General features: G+C 64.4%; 8 protein-coding genes. 2 read left to right on the forward strand and 6 right to left on the reverse strand.

Going from position 1 to position 13,772, the window contains the following annotated elements:
* Positions 1–75: 75 nt before the first annotated feature.
* Together VPH40_RS09725 and imuA are read right to left on the reverse strand one after the other, a co-directional pair.
* Positions 76–1,563, reverse strand: a complete 1,488-nt coding sequence (locus tag VPH40_RS09725; RefSeq protein ID WP_328573301.1) for a Y-family DNA polymerase — start codon at positions 1,561–1,563, stop codon at positions 76–78.
* Positions 1,493–2,203: a translesion DNA synthesis-associated protein ImuA gene (gene imuA, locus VPH40_RS09730; protein WP_305062525.1), complete on the reverse strand. Its 711-nt coding sequence runs from the start codon at positions 2,201–2,203 to the stop codon at positions 1,493–1,495. Before imuA ends, VPH40_RS09725 begins: the two co-directional genes overlap by 71 nt.
* 205 nt (positions 2,204–2,408) lie before the next feature.
* On the opposite strand from imuA, the gene VPH40_RS09735 reads away from it, so the two are divergent.
* Positions 2,409–3,674, forward strand: coding sequence for a putative Na+/H+ antiporter (locus tag VPH40_RS09735; protein WP_099666919.1), 1,266 nt, complete (start codon positions 2,409–2,411; stop codon positions 3,672–3,674).
* Between the two features lie 66 nt (positions 3,675–3,740).
* Here the strand turns inward: VPH40_RS09735 and VPH40_RS09740 are convergent, their stop codons facing one another.
* From VPH40_RS09740 to VPH40_RS09750, 3 genes are all read right to left on the reverse strand, one after another.
* The gene (locus VPH40_RS09740; RefSeq protein WP_328573302.1) at positions 3,741–5,780 is read right to left on the reverse strand and encodes a GNAT family N-acetyltransferase; all 2,040 of its coding nucleotides are present in this window, start codon (positions 5,778–5,780) and stop codon (positions 3,741–3,743) included.
* A gap of 83 nt (positions 5,781–5,863) precedes the next feature.
* Positions 5,864–7,078, reverse strand: a complete 1,215-nt coding sequence (locus VPH40_RS09745) for an MFS transporter (RefSeq protein WP_328573303.1) — start codon at positions 7,076–7,078, stop codon at positions 5,864–5,866.
* A gap of 304 nt (positions 7,079–7,382) precedes the next feature.
* Entirely contained in the window at positions 7,383–8,576 is a 1,194-nt protein-coding gene (locus VPH40_RS09750) for an extracellular catalytic domain type 1 short-chain-length polyhydroxyalkanoate depolymerase (RefSeq protein WP_328573304.1), read from the reverse strand.
* A gap of 239 nt (positions 8,577–8,815) precedes the next feature.
* On the opposite strand from VPH40_RS09750, the gene VPH40_RS09755 reads away from it, so the two are divergent.
* Positions 8,816–9,406 carry a PRC-barrel domain-containing protein gene (locus VPH40_RS09755; protein ID WP_305062529.1) on the forward strand — a complete coding sequence of 197 codons (591 nt, stop codon included), beginning with the start codon at positions 8,816–8,818 and terminating at the stop codon, positions 9,404–9,406.
* Positions 9,407–9,649: 243 nt separating this feature from the next.
* On the opposite strand, the gene hrpA is transcribed toward VPH40_RS09755, so the two are convergent.
* On the reverse strand, positions 9,650–13,762 hold the full coding sequence (gene hrpA, locus VPH40_RS09760) for an ATP-dependent RNA helicase HrpA (protein ID WP_442906628.1): 4,113 nt from the start codon (positions 13,760–13,762) through the stop codon (positions 9,650–9,652).
* Positions 13,763–13,772: the final 10 nt, after the last annotated feature.

Genomic DNA, 13,772 nt, shown 5'->3' on the forward strand with positions numbered 1-13,772 from the left:
ATCCTTTTGAGGTGTATGACGTGGCACAAGCAGGCAAGTATAGCCAAGCATGACAGTTTCAGCAGGACAACGCATTCAGCCAAACAAGCCATGCAAAAACCAGCGCGGCGCGGCATCTTCTCCGCTGCCGGCGATGCGTTCGCGGTAGACCCAGTAATGGGCGTGATCGAGTCCTTCGGCAATGAAATAATCGCGCGCCTGCGACTGCCCCCACCAGCCCGCCTCAATGCGTTCGGCAACGGACACCATTTTCAACGGCGAGCCATAAAACGGCCGGTGTTCGCGCATCAGGAGGGCGATGGGCTGGGCCAGCAGCCAGCCGGGACGGGGCATGCCGGACAAGCCGGGCGGCAAGTCCGGCTGCGCGTTTTGTGCGCCTGGCCTGGCCGGCAGCGGCAGCCACTGGTTGGCCGCCTCGGGGCGATAATCGGCGCGCGGCGCCGCCTGCAAGACATTCTCGGCGCCCAGGCGCGCCACCAGCAATTCCAGCAAGCGCTGGCGCTCCTGCGGCGTGCCGCCCGGTTCGGGAAACAGGGTGTCGCTGGGCGGCGCCATCGGCTGCACCTGCAGCGCTTCCAGGGTGAGGCCGATCACGGGCGCCTCCAGCACCAGCTGCGCCAGGCGCTCCTTGAGCAAGCGCAATAAATGCTCGTCGCGCCAGACGGCCTCGCCCAGGGCCAGGTCGATGACGGTGGGCGGGCGCGCCACCCTGCCCCGCTCGTGCGCCAGCAGCAATTGGATGCGTTCGACGGCGAATTGCCGCGCGCACAACCAGCCCGTCATTTGCTGCAGCAGACGGCGCGCGCCGAACAGCAGCGCTTCCGCGTGCTCCACGCGGTCGAACAGTTCCAGGCTGGCGCAAAACGTGGGCGGCGCTTCGAGCCACAGGTACAGTTCCGTGCCGTGGCCATGCGCATCGTCGAGCATGTCGAGCAAGGCCCCGCCGCAACGGCGCTGCAAGCCGGGCCGCGGCAAATGGCGCAACTGCCCCAGGGTGCGGCAGCCGATGCCGTCCAGCCATTCCAGCCAGGGGCGCGCGGGCGGCAGCAAGGCGCACGGCAGGCGGTCGAGGCGGCGCACCAGGCTGGCCATGCTCAATGTCCGGCCCCGGCGCGTCCCGGCGCGCGCCAGCAGCCAGGCGCCGCGCGCCGTGGGGGCGCACGACAGCTGGGCCGTGTAGCCCAGCGCGCGCAAGCTGGCCGCAATCTGCCGGCACAGGGCGCGCACGCCGCCGAACAGGCGCAGGCTGGCGCCCGCATCGACGAGCAGGGTCGCTTCCTCGCCCTGCGCCACCAGCGGCGAATATTGCAGCAGCGCCAGCGCCACCGCTTGCAGGGCCTGCGCTTCCCGTTCCAAAGAGCGCTCGTGCAGGCGCGCCTGCGGCGCCAGCATCAGCGCGCCCGCGCGGCGCATGCCCGGCCGGATGCCCGCCGCCCGCGCCAGCGGCGACACGGCCATCACTTGCTCCTGCTCCAGCACCACGCCGAGAAGGTCAGACGACCAGCGCGGGCAAAACACTTCGAGCGGGAGCCGGGGCAGGTACAGGCCGATCCAGAGTCGCATGGCGTAGCAGTAATGAAGGAGGTTGCAGGGGCAGGAACAGGGGCGCGTCGCGCTGCGGTCCCCGGCGCTTGATGAAGCCGATCTCGATGCCGCCGGCGGCCGGGCGCACGGACAGGCGCAGCGGCGCCGGCGACGCATCCTGCGCGCCATGCAAGGGGCGCAGCATGCAGAACAGGGTGTTGCCGGACTGCGCGGCCAGGTGCAGGCGGCGCAGGCTGTCGGCGCGCACGTGCGGCTGCCAGAACAGCAAGGCGCCGCACGTGCCGCTGCGCAAGATGTTTTCCGCCGCCCACAGGGCATCCTTGCTGCCGGCGCTCTTGAGCCACAGCAGTTGCGACGGCGCCAGCCCCTGCGCGGCCAGGGCCAGCGCCTGCGGCGGGTGGGGCGGCTGCAGCAGCACGATGGGCAAGCCCGGCAGCTGCGCCAGCGCGGGCGCCAGCAGCCGCACTTCGCCGCTGCCCGGCTGCTGCACCAGCAGATCGATGAGGCTGCCGCAGGGCCAGCCGCCGCCGGGCAGCTGCGCGGACAGGGCGGCAAAGCCCGTGTCCAGGCAGCGCGTGGCGCCCTGCCCCAGCTGCGATGCGCGCCACAAGGACGGGTGCAAGGCTTCCGGCGAGGCCATCAATTGAGAATGTTGCATAATTGAATATGAAGATGAATACTGTATGCATATACAGTACTATCCAGTCCCCCTTTTGGCAAGGCCTATCTGCGCATCCCCATCCGGAGGCCGTCCCGCGACGTCCGAAAAACACCGTTTTTCACATCGATTGCTGTACCATAAGCACTCTCCTTACCGCTCGGCAATGCACCGGGCGGCTTCCTCCGTCCATAAGGAAACGCATTTGACCACCATCCAACTCATCAGCGCCATCGTCTTCGGTCTCGCGCTCATCCACACCTTCGCCGCCAAGTCGTTTGAAACATTATCGCGGCGCCATCCCCGCCATGCGGGCTTGCTGCATTTGCTGGGCGAAGTGGAAGTCGTGTTCGGCTTCTGGGCCTTCATTTTGATCATCATCATGGCCTTTGTCTCGGGCGGCGATGCGGCCATCGAGTATGCCGAGTCGCGCCATTACACGGAGCCGCTGTTCGTCTTTGTCGTCATGGTCGTGGCCGCCTCACGCCCCGTGCTCGACGCCGTGCAGCGCCTGTTGAAAGGCGTGGCGCGCGTGATGCCGCTGCGCACGGAACTGGCCCTCGTCTGGCTGGGCCTGGCGCTCGTGCCCCTGACGGGCTCCCTGATCACGGAACCGGCCGCCATGACCCTGGCCGCGCTGATGCTGGCGCCGCAAATCTTCCGCCCGGGCATTCCTGAATGGCTGAAATACGGCGCGCTGGGCGTGCTCTTCGTCAACGTTTCCATCGGCGGCACCCTCACCTCGTACGCGGCGCCGCCCGTGCTGATGGTGGCCACCACATGGAACTGGGACAGCGCCTACATGGCCACCCACTTCGGCTGGAAGGCGGCCATCGCCGTGCTGGTCAACGCCACGGGCGTGAGCATATTGCTGCGCAAATATCTGCACAGCAACACCTCCGACATCAAGCCGAAGGCCGGTGAAGTGGAAGCGCCGAAAGTGCCGCTGGCCGTCAGCCTGGTGCACATGATCGTGCTGGCCGGCGTCGTCACCCTGGCGCACCATCCCGTGCTGTTCATCGGCCTGTTCCTGTTCTTCCTCGGCTTCGTGCAGGCGTATGAGCGCTATCAAAGCCCGCTGATCCTCAAGGAAGGCTTGCTGGTCGGCTTCTTCCTGGGCGGCCTAGTGGTGCTGGGCGGCATGCAGCAATGGTGGCTGCAGCCCATCGTTTCCAGCCTGAAACCGCTGGCCCTGTTCTTCGGCGCCCTGGGCTTGACGGCGATTACCGACAATGCGGCCCTCACCTACCTCGGTTCGCTGATCGTCGGCATGACGGACGAAGCGAAATACATGCTGATGGCGGGCGCCGTGGCCGGTGGCGGCCTGACCGTCATCGCCAATGCGCCGAACCCGGCCGGCGTGGCCCTGCTGCGCCGCGGCTTCAAGGATGAATCGATCGGCGCCGTCGGCCTGCTGGCGGGCGCCCTGCTGCCGACCGCCGTGGCGGGCCTGGCCTTCCTGGCCCTGTAAGACACTACACGGGGCGGCTGCCGGCCGCCCCTGTTCTCCCTCGTTTTCCCTCCTCAGTTACCTTCCTCAGTTTCCTTCATACACGAGGAAATGCAGCCGGTCATAGAACAGGCTGTAGGCATAGTCGAACGTGCCCACGCTGCGAAAACCCTTGTGCAGATACACTTGCAGCGCTTCGCTCTTTTCCCACACCGTCAAGGTGATGCGCGCGCAGCCCTTGCGGCTGGACAAGTCGCGGATCTCATGGAACATCTGCCTGAATAAACCCTGGCCCCGGTATTTTTCGTCGATGGCCAAACTGCTGACGAAACAGTCGTCGGTGCGCGCATGCGCGAGCACGAAGGCGTCATACGCATCGTCGAGCGCCTTCATGTCATCGCGGTAATACGAGACGGCGCCGCAAGCCTGGAACTCGTCCATCGTCGCGGCCGTAAAGAAGCCGATGAAACGCCCGTCCTCGTCATGCAGGCCGTGGATGTGCGCCAGATACGGGTCGATGTTCTGCCGCCGCTGCAATTCGACGAACTGCAGATTGAGTTTATTGCCGAACGAACAGTATTCCAGGTAGCTGGTGGCAAACAGCAATTTGGCCATGCGGTTCTTCGCCTCGTCGCCCAGCAGCTCGCCCGGCACCAGCGTGAGCGGCGCATGCGACAGCAAGCCCGCTTGAGCCTGAACTTCGTCGCCGGACGGGGCGGTATCGCCGACGGCCGGCATGCGGCTGCCGTGGCGGCCCACGGTGGGGCGCCAGAAGTTGCCGGCGGCAATATGCTGCGAACGATGGGCCAACAGGTAGCGGCAAAAGACGTCATTCACGCGGTCGAGCTGCGGATCGTCCGACAGCACCGAGTAATAGTGGAAATGCTCGATATCCGCCCGCAATTGGGCAGCATACGCCATGCGCGGCACTTCCTCGATATCGAACACGTCGACGATATTGGGCAAGATCAAAGGATCGTCGAGTTGCCAGCCGATTTCGTCGAGCCGCGCCACGCAGCGCGCATACGCGCGCCGTTCCTCGTCGCTCAAGGGGATGTGCATGTCGGTAATGATATCGTCCAGCAAGCGCATGCCGCGGATGCCGCCCGCCACCGCTTCCCGCGCGCCGTCATACAGCACGCAATAGCGCTGGTAAAACTCGGCATGGCTGAGCAGGGTCACGCCCAGGTTTTTCTTCCATTCGGCATAAAACTGGCCAAACAGCCGCGCCTCGAATTGCGGGCAGGAACGGGGAATCTGCGCATCGATACCCGCATACGCGCGGTTCACATTGCGCTGGATCACACGCAGCGCCGCATCGTTCTTCTTGGCGATCAGCATGCCCGTTTCATCGAGAAACAAATTCATCCAGCTGACGTGCCGGCGCTCTTCGCTGTCATCATCCTTGCGCTGGAAATAATCGGGCACTTCCGGCTTCATCAGGAAAATCGTCGCCGGATTGTGCGGGATCGTATCGACATCCATATACAGGCCGCCGTATTCGCACATGATGAGGATGCGGAAATAATCGGACAAGGTGGCGAAATAGCGCTGCGTATGCAGGGTATCGAGGATATCGAAGCGGGCCGGCGCGAAGTCCAGCGCCAGCGCGCGCAGCGAATTGATATGCAGGGTCGTGCCGCCGATGTCGTAGCGGCCTATCGTGTAGCGCCCGGCGCCGCCCGTGGGGCTGAAGCGCTCGTCATCGCGCAGCTGCTGCGCATCCCACACCCACAGGATGGAAACATACGGCGCGCCGCCGTTGCAGCGCACGTCGTCGAGCGCCGCGCCCCACTGCTGGATCGCCTCGCAGGCGATGGCCGGCAGGGGTCCGCCCATCCAGATGCGGTGCAGGTAGCGCTCGTCCTCGCCGAGCGCGCGCGTGGGGATGCAGCTGAGCGAGGAACAGCTTGCCGCATTGAAATGGTTGAAGTTCAGGGCGACGAAGCTGCGCAGGGCCGCGATGCCCGCCTGGTGCTCCGCGGCCAATTGCTCCAGGTCGCTGCCGACGGGCCTGACATCGGCCAGGGTGATGTAATCGAGTTTCAGCCGGTTGATGCGAAACTCGTATTCCAGGTTGAAAATCTTTGCTTGATCGTGTTTCGAGGCCAGGTCATCTATTTTCATGGGCGCACCATTTTCCGCAGGAGAGTGTCAATAAACGTCGCAGGAGATAAAACAAGGTCGACAACATGCGCATCGTTGCGCCATCAGTGCCGGGCTAGCAGCACCTCGCTTTCCCGGCGTCCCGCCATGCCCCGTGTAAACAGCAGCAGGCAGGCCGTGATGACCACGATGACGGGGATATTCAGCAATGCATACGTTTCCAGCGCATAGCCGAAGCGCTGGCACAGCACGTTGTACAGCTGCAGCCAGGCGGACAGATAAATGCAGTACAGCAAGCTCATGGCGGCTGTCGTCAAGGTCATCGATTCCTTGCTGGCCGTGATCGCGCTGCGGATCAGGGCGCCGTTGAACAGGCCGAAGCCGATGGAATAGACAAACATGCAGGCCGCAAACACGTCGACATGATGGCGGCCCGCACCGGCGCCCAGCATGCCGGCGGCCGCGATCAGCCCGCCCAGGCGCAACAGGGACACGAGGGGGAAATCCTGGCGCAGGCGCTGGATGGCGATGCTGCTGAGAACGAAACCGGACAAGATCACGCATTGCAGCGCGATATACGTGGCGTAGGAGGCGCCCATTTCCTGCAGCACGAAGAGGGGCGAAAAGCCGATCCAGGCCGTCAGGGGCACGGTGGCCAGTCCGGCCGTGAACATGCCGAACATGAAGCGCCGGTTGCTGAAAATGACGCCATAGCTGCGCGCAATGGCGCCCAGGTCCAGGCGCGCGACCGGCGCCGGCGTACGCGGCATGGTCTTGCACAGGCCCAGCAAGGACAGCAGCGCCAGCAGGCCGGAGAGGAAAAACACGTAGCGCCAGTCCAGCCGGCTGATGATGGCGCTGCCGAGGATGGGGCCGGCCAGGGGCGCGAGGATGGTGGTGCTCGACAGAATGCTGCTCAGCTTGACGGCCGCCATGTCGTCGAACAGTTCATGGATCATGGCATAGCCGACGAAGATGAAGCAGCAGCCCATGCCCTGGATGAAACGCGCGACGAGAAATTGCTCGATCGAAGCGGTCAATGGCACGGCCACCGTGGCCAGCAGGAACAAGGTATTGCCGGTCAACACGAGCTTGCGCTTGCCGATGGCGTCGGCCAGGGGCCCCAGGAATATCTGCAGGGAACTGCCGCCCAGCAGATACAGGCTCAGGGACAAGGGGACGAATTTCGCCTCCGCCTGGAACTCGCCGACGATGCCCAGCATGGCCGGCATGATCATGTCGTTGGACAGATAGATATTCAGTTCAAAGACGAGGAAAAACGCAAAAAACCACAGCAACTGCTTGGACTTGATGGACATGGCGCGTTCCGTAACGTGGGTGGCTGCCGTCAGTGCGTACCGGCTGTCGGGGCATGGGACGGCGGACACGACTTCACTGAAAACGTGTACCAATTGTATACCAGTTAGTATTTTTAGCGCCTGTTTTTGTGATTTTTAAATACCGCAGCAATACCACTTGGGAAAAATCCTGCTGCTGCGGCATTGGAAATCGGCGCTGGAAAGGGCGCGGCCAGCGCGCCGGCGCGCGGCAGCGGTCTTGCGGGAGAAAGGAAAGCGATGCGTACCAGTGCCTGCGCACCGTTGCGGCGCGCGGCACGGCGGCTTATCGGCGGCGGTGGCTGGCGAAGAAATCGAGCAGCATCTTGCTGGCGTCGGGCTTGGCCTTGTCGTTGAACGGCAGGCTGGCGTCGCCGCCGCTCCAGGCGTGCTCGAGGTGCTCGACCTGCGCCACGCGCAGCAGCACCTGCTTGTCCACCTGATAATCGTGCAGCCCATACGCATGGGCCGGATTGCGTCCGCCCGCCGCGCCGCCAGGCAGGCGCTGCGCCGTCACCACGGTATCGACCGGCAAGCGGTTGACGCGCACGCTCTGGCGCACCAGTTGCGTCTGGTTGATGGGCCGCACCACCTTGTCGGCCAGCCCTTGCAGCAGGATGGTGGGCAGGCGGGGAAACGCGGGCTGGCGCGCCAGCACTTCATCGATGGCCGCGTCGGCGCGGGCGGCCGCGCCATGCTGCATCACCCCCAGCGCGCCGATCAGGTTATGCCCGGCGCCAAACACGGGCCCGGAATGCAGGCCCAGCGCGGCGAACAGCTGCGGATGGTTCAGGGCCACGATATGCGCCATGCCGGCGCCGGCGGAAATGCCGCAGATATAGATGCGCGCGCGGTCGATCGCATAGCGGGCCGCCACCTGCTCGATGGCGCCGACGATCAGGCGCACGTCGCCGCCGCCGTCCTGCGTCAGCTTGTCGTACCACTTCCAGCAGCGGCGCGCATGCGAGCGCAGCGATTGCTGCGGATACAGCACGGCATAGCCCTTGCGCTCGGCCAGGCGGTTCATGCGCGTGCCTTCGGCAAACTGCGTGGCGCTCTGCTCGCAGCCGTGCAGCATCACCAGCAGCGGCCGGCCCCGGCTGCGCATGGCGGCGCTCGGCGCCTTCTCGGGCAGGTACAGGAAATATGGCAGGCGCCGGCCCGGCAACTGCCCCAGTTCCGGCAACGGCGCATAGTGGGCGGCCAGCCACTTGCCCGGCGGGGGCGCCGTTCGCTTGCGCACGCGCGGGGGCGACAGGGGCGTGGCGAAGGGCGCCAGGGCGGGCAGCGCGTCGCTGGCGGGCCTGGCGCGCGGCGTCGGCCTGGCCTTGGCCGCAGTCTTGCCGCGGGGTTTAGGTTTAGGCGTGGGCTTGGCCGGCACGGGGCCGAACAGCACCTTGGCCAGCTTGCTGGCCGTGCGCTGCTGCGCCTTACCGGCGCGCAGCAGCCCGCGCAGCCATTTGGTGGCGGGCTTTACCATGGCAAGCGGCGCGCATGGCGTGGTGGAGCGTACCGCAAGTTCATCCCACTGCATCGTTGCATCGTCAGCATGTGCGGCCTCCTCCGTAGAATGCATAGAGTACCGCAATTGTCTGGCAACACCGTACGTTTGCACACGGATAAAAGTGCCGCTGGCACGATTGAGGCAGATCAAGCGCGACCTCGTGCGCATGCTTAATCTGGATGTTCGATCCGCACTTCACCAGAGGAGAGAACACCATGAGCTATCTGGACCGCGACATCCTGGGCATGTACCGCAACCACGACGGCCCGGGGCCGGCACTGATGGGGGCAGATACCCTGCTCGGCGACGATGTCTACAATCACAACGACGAGGAACTGGGCGACATCAAGGAAATCATGCTCGACATGCGCACGGGCCAGATCGCCTATGCCGTGCTGTCCTTCGGCGGCATCCTGGGCATGGGCGACAAGCTGTTTGCCGTACCCTGGGAACGCCTGACCCTGGACACCGTCAACAAGCGCTTCCTGCTCAACGTGGACAAAGACTTGCTGAAAGACGCCCCCGGCTTCGACAAGAACAACTGGCCCGACATGGGCAGCGAAGCGTGGAACCAGCAGATGGAAGCCTTCTATGGCAGCGGCACGCGCTACGGCAGCGGCGCCATGGCAGGCAGCCGCATGCCATCGGGCAGCGACCTGCGCGGCAGCGCCAGCCTGCAATCGGGCAGCGAAAGCAGCATGTCCGGCACCTCCATGAGCGGCAGCCGCGCCGGCACGGGCAGCAGCCAGGGCGACCTGGGCTCGCGTTCGGCGCTCGGCGATGACAAGATGGATAAGCGTAGTTGACGAGAGAGGTCTTAAGTAGCGCAGAGTACGCGGCGCTTCGCCTCGGCGGCTCTGCTAATCCGGCAGAAAACGCTTCAGAATTTAGCGAACAAGCGACTATAGCCGCCCATCGTTAGTGTCACGGTGCCTCTAGAAACCGTAGCGAGCAAGCTCAATATTGCGTTGAGTAGCGCAACCGTACTCTAGTACGGTGAGCAACGCCGACGCAATAGTGAGTTGCGCAGTAGGTTTATAGAGGTACTATCACCGCTGCATCGACTCCCATACCTTCTGCAGGCGCTTGGCCGAAACCGGCATCGGCGTGCGCAATTCCTGCGCGAACAGCGACACGCGCAGCTCTTCCAGCATCCAGCGGAAGTCGACCAGTTTCGGGTCCGTGTTCTTGCCGGCTTGGCGGTCCTTGGCCTGGCGCAAATACGGCGCGGCCGCCGATTGCCACTCGGCCATCAACTTGGTGTCGCGCGCAGGGTCGGCGCGCAGCTTTTCCAGGCGCACGTTGATCGCTTTTAAGTAACGGGGGAAATGCGCCAGCTGCGTGTACTCGTTTTCCGTCAGGAAACGCTTATGCACGAGCCCCTGCAGCTGCGACTGGATATCGGTGGCCGCCGCGGCCGGGATATTCTGCAGGCGCTTGGGCAAGCCGTGGAATTCCGTCAGTACTTGCGACAGCAGGCGGGCGATTTCATTGACCAGCAAGACCAGGCGCGACTTGCCCTCCGCCTGGCGCTTGGCGAACGAGGCGGCGTCCAGCGGCAGCGGATCTTGCAAGCAAGCAATATCGAGCGCCTTGTTGATGATTTGCTCGCGCAACTCTTCCTGCGAACCGAGGGCCATGAATTGCATACCCATCTGCTGCAAACCGGGGATGCTTTTCTCGACGTACTTGATCTGCTCCTTCATTTGCAGCGCGAACAATCGGCGCAACCCCACCTTGTGCGTGCGGGCGGCTACGGTCGGATCGTCGAACACTTCCAGGTCGCAATGCGTGCCCTTGTCGACCAGCGCGGGGAAGCCGATCAGGGTCAGCTTGCCTTGCACGATTTCGAGCAACTCCGGCAATTCGCCAAAGGTCCAGCCCGTCAAGCCCATGTGCTGCGAGACGGTGGCATTGCCCGACGCCGGCGCCGCAGCGGCGGCTGCGCCCTTGGCCGGCGCGCCGCCCTTGCCTGGCGCCGCGTTGGCACCCTGCGCTTGCGCCTGCAGCCGCGACGCCACTTGCGCGCCCGCCACCTTGGCACCCGGCGTGCCCGTGCCGGACACGCCCGACACTTCGGCCAGTTTCTGGAAACTCTGGCGCGCCTGGCCGCCAAATTCCGCTTGCAGGGTAGCCAGGTTGCGGCCCATGTCCAGCTGGCGGCCATGCTCGTCGATCACCTTGAAATTCATGAAGTGATGGGCAGGCAAGGTTTCCGGCTTGAAATCCGTCGTCAGCACATTGATCGTGATCTGTGTGCGGATGTCGAGGATGATGGCGTCGATCAGGTCGCCGCGGCCGAACACGCCAGCCTCGTACACGCGCTCGCAGAACTTCGCCGCGTAATCGGGCAGCGGCACGCAGTGGCGGCGCAGCTTTTGCGGCAGCGATTTGAGCAGCAGATGCACTTTTTCCTTCAGCATGCCCGGCACCAGCCATTCGCAGCGTTCGCGCGGCAACTGGTTCAAGGCATACAGGGGTACCGACAACGTCACGCCATCGCGCACGCTGCCCGGCTCGAAATGGTACGTGAGGCCCATTTCCAGGCCCGTCACGGACATGGTTTTCGGGAACAGGTCGGTGGTCACGCCGGCCGCCTCGTGGCGCATCAGCTCTTCGCGGTTCAGGTACAGCAGCTTCGGGTTGTCGCGTATGGCCTCTTTATGCCATTTCTCGAAACCGGCGCCATTGCACACGTCCGCCGGCAGCAGCTTGTCGTAGAAAGCGGCGATCAGTTCATCGTCGACCAGCACGTCCAGGCGGCGCGATTTGTGCTCGAGGTTTTCGATGTCCTTGATCAGTTTATGGTTGTGCGCAAAGAATGGCGCGCGCGTGTCGAAGTCGCCGCCCACGAGGGCGTCGCGGATGAAGATTTCGCGCGCTTCCGGCAAGTTGAAATTGCCGTAATTGATGCGCCGCTGGCTGTACACCACCAGGCCATAAAGAGTAGCCCGTTCGGACGCCGTCACCTGCGCCGAGCGTTTTTCCCAGCGCGGCTCGCCCCACGATTTCTTCAGCAGGTGCTCACCCACCTTTTCCAGCCATTCGGGCTGGATCTGCGCCACGCAACGCGCGTACAAACGCGTCGTGTCGACCAGCTCGGCCGCCATGATCCACTTGCCCGGTTTTTTCAGCAGCGAGGAACCAGGCCAGATATGGAACTTGATGCCGCGCGCGCCCAGGTAGCCCGCGCCCGGCTCGTCCTCGCCCTTGAAGCCGATATTGCCCAGCAAGCCAGTCAGCAAGGCCATATGCAGATTATCATAGGTGGCGGGCGCTTCGTTCAGGCGCCAGCCCTGTTCTTTGACGATGGTCAACAACTGCGAGTGCACGTCGCGCCATTCGCGCAAGCGCATCTGCGACAGGAAATTCGCGCGGCAATTGTCTTGCAGCTGGCGGTTGGTTTTCTTGTGCTCGATGGCGGACTCGAACCAGCGCCAGATTTTCAGATAGCTGAGGAATTCCGATTTTTCGTCGGCAAATTTCTTGTGTGCCTCGTCGGCCGCCTGCTGGTGCTCCATCGGGCGGTCGCGCGGGTCTTGCACGGACAGGGCCGAGGCGACGATCAGCACTTCCGTCAGGCAGGCGTTGTCGAGCGCGGCCAGGATCATGCGGCCCACGCGCGGGTCCAGCGGCAGCTTGGCCAGCTTGTTGCCCAGCGGCGTGAGCTTGTTGACGTCATCGACGGCGCCCAGCTCCTGCAGCAGCTGATAGCCGTCGGCCACCGCGCGTGCCAGCGGCGGCTCGATGAAGGGGAAGGTTTCCACGTCCGTCAGGTGCAATGACTTCATGCGCAGGATGACGGCCGCCAGCGAGGAACGCAGGATTTCCGGTTCCGTGAATTTCGGGCGCAGCAAATAGTCCTGCTCTTCGTACAGGCGGATGCAGACGCCGTCGGCCACGCGGCCACAACGCCCGGCGCGCTGGTTGGCGGCCGACTGGGCGATCGGCTCGACCTGCAGCTGCTCCACCTTGTTGCGGTAGCTGTAGCGCTTCACCCGCGCCAGGCCCGCGTCGACCACGTAGCGGATGCCGGGCACCGTCAGCGAGGTTTCCGCCACGTTGGTGGCCAGCACGATGCGGCGCGCATTGCTGGTTTTAAACACGCGCTCCTGCTCTTCGGCCGACAAACGGGCGAACAGGGGCAAAATCTCCACGTGCGGCGGGTGGTGCTTGCGCAGCGCTTCGGCGCAGTCGCGGATTTCGCGCTCGCCCGGCAAGAACACCAGCACGTCGCCCGAACCGATGCGGCACAGCTCTTCCACGCCATCGACGACGGCATCCATCAAGTCGCGCTTTTCGCGCGCGGCGGCCGTCCTCTGCCCCGGCTTGTCGGCGCCGCTACTACCCGCGCCGGCACCCGGCATGGCCACCTGCTCCCGCTCCACGGGGCGGTAGCGCACTTCCACCTGGTACAAACGGCCCGACACTTCGATCACGGGCGCCGGCTTTTCCGGCGTGCCGAAATGGCGCGCAAAGCGTTCCGCATCGATGGTGGCCGAGGTGATGATGATTTTCAGGTCGGGCCGGCGCGGCAGCAGCTGCTTCAGATACCCAAGCAGGAAGTCGATGTTCAGGCTGCGTTCGTGCGCTTCATCGATGATGATGGTGTCGTAATTTTTCAACAACGGGTCGGTCTGTGTCTCGGCCAGCAAGATACCGTCCGTCATCAGCTTGACGGACGCGCCCTTCGTCAAGGTGTCGGCAAAGCGCACCTTGAAACCGACCGTTTCGCCCAGCGGCGTGCCCAGTTCCTGCGCGATGCGCTTGGCCGTCGACGAGGCGGCGATGCGGCGCGGCTGCGTGTGGCCGATCAGGCCCTTCTGTCCGCGTCCCAGTTCCAGGCAAATCTTCGGCAATTGGGTCGTCTTGCCGGAACCCGTCTCGCCCGAGACGATGATCACCTGGTTTTCCGTCAAGGCCTTGGCGATTTCTTCGCGCCGGCCCGAGACGGGCAAGTCTTCCGGATACGTGATCGGCGGCAGCGGGTTGCGGAAAGCCTTTTCCGCTTCGCGCGCGGCGCGGGCCGCATCGCGGGCTTCGCGGCTTTCCTGCCCCTCGCGCGGCGGACGCGCGGCCTGGGGCTTGCCCTCTCCCGATCGCTGCTGCTGTTGCTGTTTCTGCTGTTCCGCGCGCGGCGCTTGCTGCCTTTGCTGGCTCACGGGCGGGCGC

Origin of the sequence: Janthinobacterium sp. P210005 (assembly GCF_036231865.1) — a bacterium.
Taxonomy (GTDB): Bacteria; Pseudomonadota; Gammaproteobacteria; order Burkholderiales; family Burkholderiaceae_D; genus Janthinobacterium; species Janthinobacterium kumbetense.